This window comes from Proteus sp. LHD240705 (assembly GCF_047921555.1).
Classification (GTDB): Bacteria; Pseudomonadota; Gammaproteobacteria; order Enterobacterales; family Enterobacteriaceae; genus Proteus.
On record NZ_JBLRMI010000004.1, the window covers coordinates 71,776 to 88,620 of the forward strand.

The window sequence follows — 16,845 nt, forward strand, 5'->3', positions numbered from 1 at the left end:
TAATTAAGCTATGCGCTCAATCTTAGCTGGTAAACCTTGACGCACAGATGCACCAGATACCCAATCTAACCATGTATTAGTGATTTGACGTGTTGGATCAGCAAACCCTAAATCATTAAGGTTGATACCGTTGCCAATGCCTTTATCCATCGGTAATGGTTGTTCATCTAAATAATGCTGACGAGAGCCTAACTCTTGATGCCCATATCCATGTTCAATCGCTAAAACGCCCGGCATTACGCCATCAAGTAAACTAATCTCAGCTTCCACTTGTCCACCGGGTGTAACAATGCGAACTTTATCACCATGATTAACCCCCCATTTTTTACCATCTTGAGGATTAATTGCGACTAAGTTACTCGGTTTTACCATTCTTAAACGCTGGATCATGCCTGTTGAACTACTCACCACATGAGACTTAAAGGACATTAATTTTAATGGCCACTGCTCTTCAGGATAATGCTGATGAATATCACTACCATCCGATAAACGTGGTGGATAATAAGTCGGGCAACCACTATAACGTTCACCTGTTATTGCATGATGGTTTTTAGCCACTTCTTCATTCCAGATTTGTAATGGTTTTTTCCACTGAGGTCCAGTTTCTTCACCATTCCACGCTTTGTCATAAGGGGCAAAACGACCGCCTCGTGTATAGATATAGGCAACTTGAAGAACTTCTTCATTTTTTAATGTTGATGTTATCGCAGGTAAAATACGGTCTACACCACTTAATAAAATATCTTCATTGGTTGCAGGGGCAACAGGTTTTTCCCCCATAAACGCCATATTAGCGGCAACGCGTAAATAGTAATCTTCTGCACTATTGATTGGATAGAAGTTACCATCCATATCTTCGATTGCTTTCTCACCAAAGCCTGGCAAATCTAAGGCTTTTGCAACAGCAATACAGAATGCTTCCATTGAAATTGGCTGACCATCAGCTGTTTTTGCAACACGAGGTTCAACAATCGGCCAGCGTGCTGTACTTGCTTTAGTTTGAACACCAGACCAAGGCGCACTAAATCCCCAACTCTCAAAGTTATGTGTATCAGGAACAATATAATCTGCCAGCGCTGTTGTTTCATTCATAAAAGCATCAATACCAATAATCAAAGGTAGGTGCTTCGGATCTTTCAAGCGCTCTTCCATCACTTGGCGAATACCCGCAATCCCATAAATAGGGTTGGTCATATTCGTTATCCATGCTTTTAATGAATAAGGATAACCTGCTAATGCAGAGCCTAGCTGCTCAGTTAATTGTCCAGCAGCAAACGGATACCAAGGTGCTTTTGCTGGATATGGGGATCCCCCTTTCTCTATACGCTCACGGTATTCATCAGATTTCTCATAGGCTGCTTTGCTGCGTGATAACACCATGCCTTTTGGTTTAACTTTACCTTTAAAGCTATCCATTTTGTAACATGGCCCATCGGTTGCACCATTAAACTTACCGCCACCAACAGATACTCCACCTTTAAGGTTTAAGTTACCTATTAGCGCATTCAGCATAATCACGCTCCATGCAGTATAGAAACCATTACCGCCCATCATACCGCCATGAGAGATAACCGCCGCTTTTCGTCCATAAGCGGTAAATTCACGACCTAATGCAGCGATTGTTGTTTCTGGTACTTTACAACGCTCACTATATTCTGCCAGTGTCATACGTTTAGCCGCTTCATCAAGTAATTGGAAACTTGATTTAACCGTAACGGTAGCACCCGTTTTTAATGTCACAGTATGCGTAGCAAACAATTGTGCTTTATTAACTTGGGTCGATGGAACTAATTCACCTTCAAGTGATAAAACCAAGGTTTGCTCTTCCCCTTCTGCAACATCATTAAAATGTGCAGTTGTCAGCATTTGCCCTGACAAAGGATGTTTTTCATCACTGATCACAAGGTGAGTCGCATTCGTCCAGCTCTTCTCCCCCATATTTTTCATTGAAACTTCGCTTGGTACTGACAGATATTCTGCATTGTAGCGATTGTTTTCAATGATCCAGCGGATCATCCCCATAACTAAAGCGGCATCCGTTCCCGGTTGAACTGGAACCCAATGCCCATGATCGTTAGCTAATGTTGTTGTTAAAGGTAAAGCAGGTGCAACAACCACATAGTTAAACGAATCACGAATTCGTGCGTTAGCTAACTGACGACCTTGACGCTTAAATGGGTTACCTGATTGTGCTGGTGATGTTCCTAAAAATAGTGCAAATTCAACGTAATCCCAGTCAGGCTTAACGTGGGCGTTTTTATCTAAATCGTTCATTAACGCACCAGAGCCAGCACGGTACGCCAATCCACAATAAGAGCCATGAGCACCAAAGTTTTTACTACCAAATGAGTTTTGAGCAAAGCGACGAATAAACGTATCTCGACCATCATCACCCGCATTTGTCATTAATAATTGATTAGCTTTAGGGCCTAAAGCCGGTTGCTTTGGATCGATTAAAGTCTCTAAATCACGAATGGCGCGTAAGCCATCAACATGGCCTTCACCAAAGAGATCGCCACCTTCAACAATTTCTTGGATCAACTGCTCAAAACTAATGCGTTTCCATTTACCTTCACCGCGTTTACCCACGCGTTTCATCGGCTCAAGGATACGTGTTGGGCTATCAAGGCTTTCCATCATGGTTGCACCACGAGCACACGCCGTAGAGCGGTTTTCTAAACCACTTTCACCACCCATTTTTTCAAATGCTTCTTTAATTGGCATGTTATAGCCAAAATGATGATCATGAGAAAGTGGGTGATAAGGATTACCTGCAATACGTAAAACTTTATTATTGGCTCTATCAACACGGGCACGAACGCCGCATTGTGTCCAGCAACCAAAGCATTGCGTCATACAAACAGATTGATCTGTATTCGCTTGCCATTTTGCGTCTTTTACAACTTTACCTTCAGGTAATAACGAGTTTCCGTTGATCCTATCAAGTGTCACTTTACCTGATGTGCCATCAACTAAACCATCTATGGCACGTTTAGCAACATCACGGTAGCTGGCAGCAAATGCGGCAATACCACCGATAACTAACCCACCTTTAAGCCATTGACGTCTTGTAAACTTAGCCATGCTGCACTCTCCTGACAACCCAACGAATACTTTCTCTAAATAAAATAGTTAACGCTATCCACAATCCAAATGTACCAACAATTGCCATCAATCCATCATTACCTAGCGTAAACTCATAAGGGTTTGTAATTATGTTATATTTTGGAATGTATTGAGCACCCATCAACATCAACCAACGTAATACCCACGCAAGTCCCATTGATACAAATGCCATGATGGTAATAAACGCAACCGAACGTACTTGTTTTGCCATCAAAAGTCCCATCGCAACAGAGATACCCCATAGTACGATAACGCCCATGGCACTCCACCAGCCAAGGCTTCCCATTACTAATTGTTCTCTAATTGCCTGACCTGAAATCGTATCGCCTGCAACCCAAAAGCCCGTACATACTGCTAATAACATCAGTGAACTCACAAACCACATCGCTAATTCACGCTGATGTACAGGTTCACGACGTGTGCCTAATGCGAGTAATGTCGGTAGTACTTGCATTGCACTAAAGAACAACAGTATTGGTAACCAGTAGGTATACAACACAGGCCTTGCTTTTAAGATAGAGGCTTCGCGGCCTGTATATAACAACAAACCAATCGCAGTTAATGAGCAAGCTAATGCTACCCAACGAGTTAATTTGTATTCACGCTTCCAGACTAAACGAACGACCATCGCAGCAAAGTAAAGCATGCTAAATACTGAGAACAATGGCAGTAATAGTGATCCCCATGCCATCCAAGACCACGGTGTTGGATAAGCATAGAAGTGCCACACGCGTGCTGTTTGGTGTAAATCTGCCGTTAAAGCAAGAGGTGCTGTAATGCCAGCTGTTACCGCAATAAAGACAGCAACCGCTTCTAAACGTTGATTACCTGCACCGCCTTTCCAGCACTGCCAGCACGCATAAAGCGTTGCACTACAAGCAATACCGATAAAAAAGAAATATTGCACAGCCCAAGGTAACCAAAAATATTCTTGAGGGATCGCGATGACTTCTTGAATTTGAGAAATTTGCGGGATCATGAGTGAACCTCCTGCTGCCATAATGCGGGTTGTCCTTGACCTGCTAACGGTTGTACAAATGCATCATTGAGGCCGAGATAGAAAACTTGTGGCAATGTACCGCTTTCTGGTTTTAATACTTTAAGCTCTTTTTCATGTGTACGTAGCATTTTGCTGATAGTGCTATTAGGATCTTTCATATCGCCGATAATACGAGCACCGCCAACACAAGATTCAACGCACGCAGGCAATAATCCAACTTCAAGGCGATGTGCACAGAAAGTGCATTTATCTGCTGTTTGTGTTGAGTGATTAATAAAACGTGCGTCATAAGGACATGCTTGAACACAATAAGCACAACCAACACAACGTTCATTATCAACGACGACAATGCCGTCTTTACGTTGGAAAGTCGCTTGAACAGGACAAACTGGCACACAAGGTGGTTCATCACAATGGTTACACAATCTAGGCAGTAAGACGTTGGTTATCCCTTCTTGCCCCTTGATAGCAACCTGATATTGGTTTACTGTCGTCCTAAATTGTCCTTGAGGCGTCTGATTTTCGATGTTGCAGCTCACAGTACAGGACTGGCATCCTACACAACGGCGTAAATCAATCAGCATACCGTAGCGTTTATCTTCCGAGCCCTCACGACGCTCAGGTGATAATTTAATGCCGGCTTCAGCTAAAGGAACCAGTGAAGCACCCGCAGTAAGGACTCCTAATTGTTGTAAAAATTTTCGTTTTCCAAGATCCATATTTGTCTCCAGCATCACTCAATAACACAATCTCACTATGAGTGAAGGAAATAGAAATTAAAAAGTATGTGTTTTGTTATAAGTGCATTGTAAAAATTACTGAAGATGACACCTATTGTGGTTTACCACATACCAAGTGCGAACTTGATCCAAGACAATATTTAACATTAGATATTTATGACGATAAAACAGACAATTGGGATAAGAAACGCAGTAAGTATCGGGTTATTGCTGCTCTTTTTTGTACTTCCTCTACAAGCCACAGCAAAAGAGTGGACAATCGGTGTTTTAGCACTACGTGGTGATGCGTCCACTCAAAGACACTGGCATCCACTTGTTGATACATTAAATGAACAATTTCCGTCAGAAAACTTTGTGTTAATGCCATTAAATCTGGAGGAGATGAAATTAGCAGTTGCGAAGAAAAGTGTTGATTTCTTACTCACAAATCCTGCGCAATTTATTCAATTAGATAATGCATTTCCATTACGCTGGTTGCTCTCTTTACGTTCTGGCTATGAGCCTGATAACACGACACGAAATGTCATTGGTAGCCTAATTCTCGTCCGTAACGATAGCCCGATTACTTCTGCACATGAATTAATCGGAAAACGCGTTGGCGCCATTGCCCCTGATGCCTTTGGCGGCTATCTTTTAGGTTACAAAGCGCTACGAGAAGACGGAATTGATCCTGATAAAGATTTCACATTGCGTTTCACGGGTTTTCCGGCGGATGCTTTACTTTATCTATTACGAGATGAGGATATTAATGCGGCAATTATTCCCGTCTGTTTACTGGAAAATATGGATAGCGAAGGGCTTATTCGTAAAAGTGATTACCGCCCCTTGATTTCCTATCAAACCAATACGCCATGTTTAACCAGTACACCGCTCTACCCTAATTGGTCATTCGCAGCACTAGATACCGTACCTGATGAACTTGTTGATAAAGTCACTCGCGTTTTACTCACCGATGATAGTAAACCGATGAAATGGGGAGCCCCTGCTTCACATACACAAGTTGAAAAGCTATTAAGGGAAGTCAACCAACATCCTCGCCAAAGACAGCTTTGGCAAGATGCGCAAAGTTGGGCTATTCAGCACCAATTTATTATTGGTCTTTCATTGGCGGCTATCCTTTTTCTCATCCTAAACCAAGTCTGGATCAGCTATTTAGTTAGGCGTCGTAGTCGCCAACTGGAACACGCTCACAATCGATTAAGACAGCAAAAGGAAGAGTTAGAACACGCTCAACGCTTAAATATATTGGGAGAAATGGCATCAGGATTTGCTCATGAGCTTAATCAGCCACTTTCTGCTATTAAAAGCTATGCGCAAGGGAGCGTTATTCGCCTCAAAAGAGAGAATGAATCGCACCCATTGCTACCTGCATTGCAACAAATAGATAAGCAGGCGCAACGCGGCGCTGATATCATTAGAAATCTACGCTTATGGGTTGGAAAACAAACACCTAATACTGATACCATTTTGCTTTCTCATCAAAGTATTGCAGAGTGTATCCAACATATTTGGAAGCTTTTACGCGTAGAAGACAAATACCCACAGGTTTCACTGATCACCCATATTGATGAACATGATACCCTGTGTTTACCCGAAACATTATTAGAGCAAATTTTATCGAATTTAATCACCAACAGTCTCCAAGCTGGCGCTAACGAACTAAAAATTAGCACCCATAAGGCTCCTGATAGGTTACTTATAGTCATTGAAGATGATGCAGGTGGAATGAGCCACAGCCAACTTGAACAGCCCTTTTCCCCATTCCAAACAACAAAAACGGAAGGACTTGGGTTAGGTTTGGTGATTTGCCAACGTTTATTGCTTTCTCAAGGTGCTGATATTCATATTGAAAACCAAAAGAATGAACAAAATAAAGTTGGAATAAAAATCACACTTATTTTCCCTAACAAAAATAAATAACGGAGAAAAAATGCCAACAATTCATCTTGTTGATGATGATCTTGCTGTCACTGATGCTTGTCAGTTTTTATTAGAAAGCTTAGGTTATTCAGCCCATGTCTGGAATGATAGCGAGTTCTTTATCAACAATGTCAATCTCTATCAGCAAGGTGTTGTATTGTTAGATATGAGAATGCCAAAACCCGATGGCAGGCAAGTCCACCAGCATTTAATTGATAAGCACAGCACCCTTTCTGTGATTTTTTTAACTGGTCATGGCGATATCCCCATGGCAGTTGAAGAGATCAAAAAAGGAGCTATCGACTTTCTACAAAAACCCGTTGATAGCAATGCGTTGTTATCTGCTTTAGATGCAGCATTTCTTGAAACCAATACGCGTTTTACCGCCCATGATATTCGTCGCCGTTATGCTTCATTAACCCCAAGAGAAAAAGACATTGCCTATTATGTTATACAAGGATTAATGAACCGAGAAATTGCGGAAGTTGCTTGTGTTTCAATAAGAACTGTCGAAGTTCATCGAGCAAAAGTGATGGACAAAATGGCAGCTAAAAATATTGCCGAATTGGTGACGGCATTACAAGGTATCGAAATAATTTCACCTAATTTATGACAAAATTTCTTATCTGCGCTAAAAAGTGTCACAATATAAGATATTCATTGGAAAAATAGTAAATAGATAGGCTTATGATAAAGTCACCTCCATTTAAAAAATCATTTTTGCATCCTAAATATTGGCTGACTTGGTTCGGGATCGGATTACTCTATATTCTGGTTCTCCTTCCTTATCCTGTCATTTATTGGCTAGGTACGCGCCTAGGCCGTTTTTCAAAAGTTTTTTTAAAAAAACGTGTCCAAATAGCGGAACGTAATCTTGAACTCTGTTTTCCACAGATGCCAAAAAGTGAACGAGAAGCCTTAGTTAATAAAAATTTTGAATCTGTTGGTATGGGATTATTCGAAACGGGTATGGCGTGGTTTTGGCCAGAGTGGCGTGTCAAACGTTGGTTTAAAGTCAGTGGGCTTGAAAATATCAAAAAGGTTAAAGGCTCAGGACAAGGGATCTTACTTATTGGGATCCATTTTCTGACACTAGAGCTTGGTGCTAGGATTTTTGGTATTTGTAATCCTGGCGTTGGTGTTTATCGCCCTAACGATAATCCCGTTATGGACTGGCTACAAACATGGGGTCGATTACGTTCTAATAAATTTATGATTGACAGAAAAGATGTCAAAGGCATGATCCGTAGTTTAAAAGCAGGTGAAATTATTTGGTATGCACCTGACCATGATTATGGTCCTCGTAAAAGTGTTTTTGTGCCTTTGTTTGCAGTTGATAAAGCGGCAACAACAACGGGAACTTATATTCTGGCAAAAACGAGCAAGCCCGCATTAATTCCATTTACCCCAAAACGCTTACCTGAAGGCAAGGGTTATGAATTAATTATATCGCCACCTGTTGCTGATTTTCCTACTGATAATGAGGAAAATACCGCGAGAGCGATGAATAAAGTCGTTGAACAAGAGATTTTACGCGCGCCAGACCAATATATGTGGTTACATCGTCGCTTTAAAACTCGCCCAGAAGGTGACGCTTCCTTATATAACGAAATAAAGAAAGTACACTAACGACAAAGTGGCTGTTTTGAAATAAAACAGCCACTTTGTTATATTGCAATACACTGAAATAACAATAATAAAATCAATAACAGCATAAGCTGTAAACTCCTGCAAAACACATTATAAGAGCAAGACCTATCGCACTTATTCTGTATCATGGCTATATTCTTATTCATCATAAAATAAGAAAACCGACTCGTTGTTGCCACGCCCAACATCGCTACGGTTATTGTCAGCCTATTTTCTTGGTTTACTCTCTCGTTCTCGGCTAAAGGAGTAACATGGATCTCAAGCCCCGAAATAACTCTTGGAAACGTAATCTCTATATTGTCTGGTTTGGCTGTTTTTTAACTGGTGCTGGTTTTAGTTTGATCATGCCCTTTCTTCCTTTATATGTAGAAGAACTGGGTATAACCGATCACGAAGAGCTTAATCTTTGGACAGGTGTTGCATTTAGTATTACTTTCCTTTTTTCTGCCATTGCAGCACCTTTTTGGGGGAAATTATCAGATAGAAAAGGTCGAAAATTAATGCTGTTACGTTCTGCCCTTGGTATGGCAATTGTGATGGTATTAATTGGGTTTGCTCAAAATATATGGCAATTATTAGTATTGCGAGCCTTGCTGGGTGTATTAGGTGGCTTTGTTCCGAATGCAAATGCGTTAATTGCCACTCAGGTTCCAGTTAAAAAAAGCGGCTGGGCATTAGGAACACTTTCAACAGGTGCAGTAAGTGGCGCATTAATAGGTCCTTTAATTGGCGGTATGCTTGCCGATCTCTATGGTTTACGTCCTGTCTTCTTTATTACTTCTGCCGTTTTATTTATTTGCTTTTTAGTCACCCTCTTTTTTGTCAGTGAAAACTTTACACCTGTTTCTAAAAAAGACGCACTGACCACCAAACAGGTATTCTCATCACTTAAAAATAAAAGACTCGTTGTATGCCTATTTTTCACTACGATGATCATTCAAGTAGCAACAGGCTCCGTTACGCCTATTTTGACACTTTATATTCGTGAATTAACAGGTTCAGTTAGCAACCTTGCCTTTATCAGTGGTGTTGTCGCCTCTGTACCTGGTATTGCTGCACTTATTAGCGCACCTCGTTTTGGTAAATTAGGTGACCGAATTGGTCCTGATAAAGTCCTTCTTTTTACCCTCGGACTCTCTATTTTTATGTTAATTCCAATGGCACTGGTCAGTAGTTATTGGGAACTTGGCGCGCTACGTTTTTTACTTGGTGCGGTCAACGCAGCCATGTTACCTGCGGTACAAACGCTTATTCTTTATAACATTACCCCTGCTATTGCGGGTCGAATTTTCAGCTATAACCAAGCACTAAGAGATGTTGGAAATGTTACGGGACCGTTAATGGGGGCTTTTGTCGCTGCAAGCTATGGATTTAGAGCTGTTTTTTATTTCACCGCAGCCGTTGTCTTTTTTAATCTAATTTATTCTTGGTTAAGCTTTAGAACACCACAAGAAAAGTAGTCAAAAAATCTACAAATTAGATTAGTTAATAGTTTTTTTTCTTCAAAAAATTACACTTTTACATTTAAAGGCCTAATTGTTATTTTTTTTATTCTATTTTTTGTAATTTATTGTTTATTAAGAATATTCCCACCCCCTATTTGTTAAGACCTATAAAATTTTCTTGTCCTCTTTTTTCAAAAAATTGCAAGGTTAACTATTGCAAAATGAGATTTTTATCGACTTTTGCACCAAAAAATGGTTTATAAAGTATTAAATATACTTTTAGTCACTAAATTCTGACAAAAGTATGTTAAAAATATATTAATTAAATGCAGTGGGTATTGATAACAGAATGAAATAATTTTGTTTCACCACTAGCTGATATTTTGTTCTTTTTACTTGCAAACGACCTGTAGAGGTTTTTTTTGGGAATTTAAGATGCAATCTACTCACTCAAAATCTAGCCGAACTTTCTTTGGCCACCCATATCCATTAAGCTCCCTTTTCTTCACCGAAATGTGGGAACGCTTTTCTTTCTATGGTATTCGCCCATTATTAATTCTATTTATGGCGGCAACCGTTTATGAGGGTGGCATGGAAATCCCCAGAGAGCAGGCATCTGCTATTGTGGGTATTTTCGCAGGCGGTGTTTATTTAACATCGCTACCAGGAGGTTGGCTGGCTGATAACTGGTTAGGTCAGCGCCTAGCTGTATGGTATGGCTCTATCTTTATTGCATTAGGGCACCTATCCATCGCACTTTCAGCGTTTTGGTCACAAGATCTGTTCTTTATCGGTTTATTACTGATTGTATTGGGTACAGGGCTATTTAAAACCTGCGTAACTGTGATGGTAGGAACCTTATATAAAAGGGATGATACTCGCCGTGATGGTGGATTCTCCTTATTTTATATGGGTATCAATATGGGCTCATTTATTGCACCACTCATCACGGGTTTCTTAGTGCGTGATTATGGCTGGCATTGGGGCTTTGGTATCGGTGGGATTGGTATGCTTGTTGCGTTACTGATTTTCCGCTTTTACGCAGTACCGACCATGCGTCGCTTTGATAGCGAAGTCGGTTTAGATTCAAGTTGGGATCGCCCAACCGTCGTTCGTCGTAATGTCGGTCAATGGATCTTAGCGTTATCTGTCGTTCTTATAGCAATTGTTGGCCTTATTATTTCTGGTGTTATTCCTTTTAACCCAGTTGTTGTGGCTAACTTTATGGTCTATGTAATTTCAGGTAGTGTTATCGCTTATTTTATCTATTTATTCCTATTTGCTGGATTAAGTAGTAGTGACCGTTCTCGCTTATTTGTTTGTTTCCTCTTATTGGTTTCAGCAGCCCTTTTCTGGTCTGCATTCGAACAAAAACCAACATCATTTAACTTATTTGCCAACGACTATACTGACTTAAACTTTATGGGTTTCGAGATCCCAGCAGTTTGGTTCCAGTCTGTTAACGCCCTGTTTATTATTATTCTTGCACCTGTATTTAGCTGGTTATGGCCAATGATGGCACGTAAGAATATGAATTTAAGCAGTATGACTAAGTTTGTGATTGGTATTTTATTTGCAGCGGGTGGCTTTACCGTCATGATGTTTGCATCTGAAAGCGTTATTGCAACAGGACAAGGCGTTTCACCTCTTTGGTTAATTGGCAGTATCTTATTACTGACATTAGGTGAATTATGCTTAAGCCCAATTGGTCTTGCCACTATGACTATTTTAGCGCCTGCTAAAATGCGTGGTCAGGTGATGGGATTATGGTTCTGTGCAAGTGCATTAGGTAATTTGGCAGCAGGTTTAATGGGTGGAAATATCCGTCCAGACAAACTGGATGTAATGCCTGATTTCTTCTCTCATGTTTCTATCGCTCTGGTTATTTGTGCTGTTGTTCTTGCTGCACTGATTATTCCAGTTCGTAAACTTTTACAAAGTGCAGATAGCAAAGAGAAAGCACAAGCTTAATCTAATGCGTTAATTATTAAAGCCATGTCTAATTACTTAGACATGGCTTTTTGCTTTTATATCCTACAATTTGTAACGCTGTTTTTAAGTATTGCACCCAATATTTAAAACACTTAATCTCATTACCTTCTATTTATTGGTAGTTTATCACTAAGGTAATACGATGACAGTTCTTCCTATTTATTATGTTAATGCTTTTTCCTCTCTGCCTTTTTCAGGAAATCCCGCAGCTGTCGTTTTGTTAGAAGAGTGGTTGCCTGATGACACCTTAATTACACTTGCTAGTGAGATTAATTTACCTGAAACCGCTTTTTTAGTTGGTGATCATATTCGTTGGTTTACACCTAAAATTGAAGTTCCTCTTTGTGGACACGCAACATTAGCCACAGCTTTTGTACTGAAAACGATAAAACAGTCTCCTAATAAGCTCTTTAAATTCCAATCTCTTTCAGGTGAGCTCACTATTTCTTGCCAAGGCTCTCTCTTTACACTTAATTTTCCAGCTATACCCGCGACATTAAATAACGATATAAAATCAGCGCTTGAAGAAAAATTAGCATTACAAATAGATGAAGTTTGGCAAGCGCGTGATCGTTATGTTTGCTTTTTATCTGATCCAGAAACTGTCATTAACTACCAACCGGATTTCACTCAAATCGCACAGTTGCCTTTACCTGGCGTTATTATCACAGCTAAAGGTCATGCTCCTTTTGACTTTATTTCTCGCTTCTTTGCGCCCGTAAAAGGCGTGAATGAAGATCCTGTTACAGGCACATCGCATTGTGTATTAGCCCCAATTTGGGGTAATAAACTCAATAAAACACAGTTACAAGCAAGACAAGTTTCAAAACGAGGTGGAAATATCGACTGTGAATTAAAAGATAATCGCGTTTTACTAACAGGAGATGCTGCACTCTTTTTAACTGGCGAAATAACCTTTTAATTACAGACGGCATAATCAGCCATTCATCTACTTTGCTTTCAATTTACTCTATTTTATACTGTGGGGAATTTCTCCCCTACAGTATAAAAGAAGAAGGCTTTATTGTTATGTCCATCTCTGACTTATCTCCTGAGCTACAAGATAAAATTAAAAATTCAGTCACCCGTGTATCTAAAGTCATATTCCCCACCACGACTAATCATCACTCAACACTCTTTGGTGGCACTGCATTAGCTTGGATGGACGAAGTTTCATTTATTACCGCCACTCGCTTTAGCCGTAAACGCCTAGTGACGGTTTCAACTGAAAAAATAAATTTTAATCACCCTATTCCATCGGGTACGATTATTGAATTAGTGGGTGAAGTTATTCGTGTTGGACGTACAAGTTTGACGGTAAATGTTTCTATTTTTCTTGAAGATATGTATGCAGAAGGCCGTGAAGAAGTGATCCATGGTCAGTTTAATTTCGTTGCGGTTGATCATGACGGTAAACCAACGCCATTATTCGATAAATAACATCTTATAGAGAGATTTATCATACTTTTTATCTCTCTTAATTAAAAACTGCATTATTTTATTATGTGATTTATTATTTTGAATAATAACAAAGAGTAAGAACATTAATTTAAATGGATATTTTTCAATCAACATAAAATATTCAACAAAATCAATAGATAATAAGATTACTAACATGTAGGACAAGAGTTATCCACAGTTAATGTGGATAACTGATTAAGTTCAAAAATCAGAGAACACAGATTTTTGTTACTGCAAACTCAATCTGACAAATAGTCAGTTTCCTTCCTACAGTTGCACTTTCAGCAATAACAATATCCGTAGATTGTGAATACTGTCGCCCCACTTCAAGCGCTAACTCAATAGTGGGCTCAATCAGTAATATCACCCCAATCTGTTCAATATCAACAGGAAAGTCTGCAAGTGATCTAAGTTGCACCACTTGTTTTATCTTACTTTTAGCAATCTCTTGTGCTTTTTCTGTTGCGGCCTGATTAACTCTTGTTTGTTTTTCAAAAGCGCCACCACCCGAATGAAGAAAGATCATAATTTGCTCATTATAGAAAACAAAGGCTGTTACCTTTATTATTCAAATCCAAGCCATAAAAGCCAGCAGATAGATAAAAAAGAAACAGCCTTATCTCTATTTTTTCATTCTATTGAGCACAATATAAAAGTGCTTTACCAACCATAAGAAACACCTCCGCCGACAACACCGCGATCTTCTGTATTCCATGAAGCAGAGACACGAATAATGGCACTTTCTGTTATTTGATACTGAGCACCTGTTGCAAGGGCATTAGCATCGCGATAATTACCCACTCCCACACCTAAACTAAAAGTATGATTAGTCACATAAGGAATATTGGCCATTGCCGCAACAGAGGCAATACCTGCACTTGCCCTTTTGTCAGCTTTATCTATTTTGTTATCCATATTATTGAGCGCGACATCATTATCAATAAAGATATTCTTAATCTTATTGTTGGTATATTCATTCGCAATAGAAATAGAGTCTTTTTTTGACGAATCAATGTATTCTCTTAGGGACTCATCTCTTTCATTGATAACAGTATTGGTGATATTGATATATTCATTTCCTTTTTGAGTAATATATTTTTCACGCTCTTTTGTAATTTTTTCGTTATTTCTATTTATTGCACCCTCAATACCTGTGGAAATTTTACTGATTTCTATATCAGTATAATTATTGGCATTTTTTTCAGATTTTATAACTCGCCCTTCTGTCAATGATGTTATTTCATCTCGGGTATTCTTGATATGTTCTACTGTTTTTTCATGATGTTCATTGACTTTAAAATCAGTGTATCCTTTACCACTATTCTCAACTTCAACAATTCTATTATTGGTATATTCTTTAATATTATTTTCAGATTTGGTAATTTTATCATTGGTGTTTTTCTCAATATTACCTTTCATTTCATCCACTCGATTATTAGTATAATCTTCAACGCCTGATTTTATTTCAGCATATTTATTTTCACTATAGATATGAAATTCGTTTTTTGCTTCATTGATATAATTAATCGTATTCTCTTGATGTTTTTCTATTTTACTATCAGTATATTGATTTGCTTTCTTCTCTGCACTATTGGCTAATTCATTTGCTTTTGTTTCACTTCTTTTTAGCACCTCCTCATTTGCTTTAGCAATATCGCCTTTTATTATTTTATTATTATCATTTATTTGATTATTTGTCTCTTTAAGAATGCGATCTTTTTCTTGCTCAATTCTATTATAAATATTCTGGTTATTGTCATTAATACGCTTATCTGCCTCAATAAGAATATTATCTTTTTCTTTTCTTAATTGAGAAACATTAACAGCATCGTTATCTTCTGTACCTGCTGCGACATTAATAATTTGTCGCTGATTTTTATCACTACCGATTGATAATGTATTATTGCGATTATTACTACTGTTATCGCCTAATATAATTGCATTACTTGCTGATCCTGAAGATTTGCTACCAATAATAACTGAATTATCTGCATTATCAGAAAGGCGACTGCCACTACCTAAAATAACCCCATTTTCAGCATTATTTATTGCCCCTTTCCCTATACTAATTGAATCTTTATTTTCACTATAAGCTTGAGAGCCAATAGAAAGAGAACCGTCACCGATTGCCATTGCACCACTTCCCAATGACATCGCATTATCTCCTATTGCTGTACTTTTATGGCCTATTGCTGTACTTTTATGGCCTATTGCCGTTGCATTTTTACCTTCTGCTCCCGCGTTAGCACCAATTGCGGTTGATTGGTCTGAATGAGCCCATGTATTATATCCAACCGCGGTCGATTCATTACCATCTGCTTTACTATTTCCACCTAATAACGTGGTATTATTGGCATAGGAAGAAGTAGATGAAAATAATATAATAACTAATAGTTTTATCTTAAAATTTATATTACAAACCATACCTATATCACTCCAAAATTAATAAACTCACATATAGAGTAATATGTATTTTATTTTTTACACATTATATATCTTATAAAACAACTTAATAACTCTTGACGATTCTATTAAATATAAATAGTAACATCATTAGATGATTTTAAATTTAATAAAAAAACAAATAACTAATTTTTATTTTTAAAATAAAATCAACCACTAAAGAAAAAGCATAAATAATAAAAAATAAAAACAAACATGAAAAATTAAAATAATAAGTATTTTAATGAAATTAAAATATTTTGGAATTTGAGATAGAGATCAAATAAAAAACAACATTATTTTTTATCTTTTAGTGATATGATTAATTTATATTAAAATAGTATCTAAGTAAAAATCCCTAAACGTGGTTACGTTTAGGGATTTTGTTTTACTCAATAAATTTCGCTTCTGCAATTAATAATTTATCAATTGATGATTGGCATAAATAAGGCCTCAGAGCATCAAATTTCTTTTCTGACCATTGGTAAATCTTTAAAGATAAAAGTTGCTCAATAACTTTTGGCTCAAACCGATATTTAAGGTGTCGTGCGGGTGTTCCTCCAACAATGCTATAAGGTTCAACATCTTTGGAAACAACGCTATTAGCCGCAACAATAGCACCTTCTCCAACCGTCACACCAGGCATTATCATTGCACGCATTCCTATCCATGCACCATCATGAATATGAGTATCACCTTTACCAATATATGCCTCTTCAATTTTATCCATAAAAGGATAAAGAGAGAACCAATCCATACGATGTGTATGGTTTCCTCCCATTAATATGACGGCTTGCGCACCAATGCAGACATAATCGCCAACATATAATTTATCAATTTCCCACAATGGCTCCCATTGCAGACTAGCTTCATCACCATAAAGATAGCGAACAACAGAGGTCTCAAAACCCTCATCCCAACAATCACTGTAATAACTGTGTTGTCCTTTGATGATAATATTTTTATTTTTAACCGTTTCGTGTAGATATTCTACACGCGACCAATGTTTATTTTTCATAATATGACTCGCAATAAATTAATGAGTCATCAAAGAATGCTTAATTCTCTG

The 16,845-nt window shown here is 38.3% G+C and carries 13 protein-coding genes; 7 read left to right on the forward strand and 6 right to left on the reverse strand.

From position 1 onward, the window contains the following. Window positions 1-3: 3 nt before the first annotated feature. The 3 genes from ttrA to ttrB are packed head-to-tail and all read right to left on the reverse strand — an operon-like array spanning window position 4 to window position 4,845. A complete protein-coding gene (ttrA, locus tag ACNART_RS09390) occupies window positions 4-3,084 on the reverse strand; it encodes a tetrathionate reductase subunit TtrA (RefSeq protein WP_368927929.1) in 3,081 nt (1,026 codons plus the stop codon). Next, window positions 3,077-4,105: a tetrathionate reductase subunit TtrC gene (gene ttrC, locus ACNART_RS09395; RefSeq protein WP_198625768.1), complete on the reverse strand. Its 1,029-nt coding sequence runs from the start codon at window positions 4,103-4,105 to the stop codon at window positions 3,077-3,079. The genes ttrA and ttrC overlap by 8 nt, the downstream gene beginning before the upstream one ends. After that, window positions 4,102-4,845, reverse strand: a complete 744-nt coding sequence (ttrB, locus tag ACNART_RS09400; RefSeq protein ID WP_368927930.1) for a tetrathionate reductase subunit TtrB — start codon at window positions 4,843-4,845, stop codon at window positions 4,102-4,104. The genes ttrC and ttrB overlap by 4 nt, the downstream gene beginning before the upstream one ends. 177 nt (window positions 4,846-5,022) lie before the next feature. Here ttrB and ttrS point away from each other — a divergent pair, with 177 nt between their 5' ends. The 7 genes from ttrS (at window position 5,023) to ACNART_RS09435 (ending at window position 13,313) form a co-directional block, all read left to right on the forward strand. After that, the gene (gene ttrS, locus ACNART_RS09405) at window positions 5,023-6,786 is read left to right on the forward strand and encodes a tetrathionate respiration histidine kinase TtrS (protein ID WP_198630083.1); all 1,764 of its coding nucleotides are present in this window, start codon (window positions 5,023-5,025) and stop codon (window positions 6,784-6,786) included. A 10-nt stretch (window positions 6,787-6,796) separates the two neighbouring features. Continuing rightward, window positions 6,797-7,399 (forward strand): tetrathionate respiration response regulator TtrR, encoded by a 603-nt coding sequence (gene ttrR, locus ACNART_RS09410; protein WP_075673842.1) that lies wholly within the window; start codon window positions 6,797-6,799, stop codon window positions 7,397-7,399. A 74-nt stretch (window positions 7,400-7,473) separates the two neighbouring features. Continuing rightward, a complete protein-coding gene (locus tag ACNART_RS09415) occupies window positions 7,474-8,415 on the forward strand; it encodes a Kdo(2)-lipid IV(A) acyltransferase (RefSeq protein WP_198619814.1) in 942 nt (313 codons plus the stop codon). A 272-nt stretch (window positions 8,416-8,687) separates the two neighbouring features. Beyond that, window positions 8,688-9,896, forward strand: coding sequence for a multidrug efflux MFS transporter MdtG (gene mdtG / locus ACNART_RS09420; protein WP_100160056.1), 1,209 nt, complete (start codon window positions 8,688-8,690; stop codon window positions 9,894-9,896). A 420-nt stretch (window positions 9,897-10,316) separates the two neighbouring features. Continuing rightward, complete coding sequence (locus tag ACNART_RS09425) at window positions 10,317-11,852, forward strand: peptide MFS transporter (protein ID WP_099075795.1); 1,536 nt, start codon at window positions 10,317-10,319, stop codon at window positions 11,850-11,852. A 163-nt stretch (window positions 11,853-12,015) separates the two neighbouring features. Next, complete coding sequence (locus ACNART_RS09430; protein WP_198619812.1) at window positions 12,016-12,795, forward strand: PhzF family phenazine biosynthesis protein; 780 nt, start codon at window positions 12,016-12,018, stop codon at window positions 12,793-12,795. A 107-nt stretch (window positions 12,796-12,902) separates the two neighbouring features. Beyond that, the gene (locus ACNART_RS09435; RefSeq protein ID WP_023581781.1) at window positions 12,903-13,313 is read left to right on the forward strand and encodes an acyl-CoA thioesterase; all 411 of its coding nucleotides are present in this window, start codon (window positions 12,903-12,905) and stop codon (window positions 13,311-13,313) included. A 229-nt stretch (window positions 13,314-13,542) separates the two neighbouring features. On the opposite strand, the gene ACNART_RS09440 is transcribed toward ACNART_RS09435, so the two are convergent. The 3 genes from ACNART_RS09440 to ACNART_RS09450 all read right to left on the reverse strand — a co-directional run bounded on the left by ACNART_RS09440 (window position 13,543) and on the right by ACNART_RS09450 (window position 16,794). After that, entirely contained in the window at window positions 13,543-13,860 is a 318-nt protein-coding gene (locus ACNART_RS09440; protein WP_198619811.1) for a hypothetical protein, read from the reverse strand. Window positions 13,861-13,994: 134 nt separating this feature from the next. Continuing rightward, window positions 13,995-15,758, reverse strand: a complete 1,764-nt coding sequence (locus ACNART_RS09445) for a YadA-like family protein (RefSeq protein WP_416303583.1) — start codon at window positions 15,756-15,758, stop codon at window positions 13,995-13,997. A 406-nt stretch (window positions 15,759-16,164) separates the two neighbouring features. Continuing rightward, window positions 16,165-16,794 (reverse strand): CatB-related O-acetyltransferase, encoded by a 630-nt coding sequence (locus ACNART_RS09450; protein ID WP_198619809.1) that lies wholly within the window; start codon window positions 16,792-16,794, stop codon window positions 16,165-16,167. Window positions 16,795-16,845: the final 51 nt, after the last annotated feature.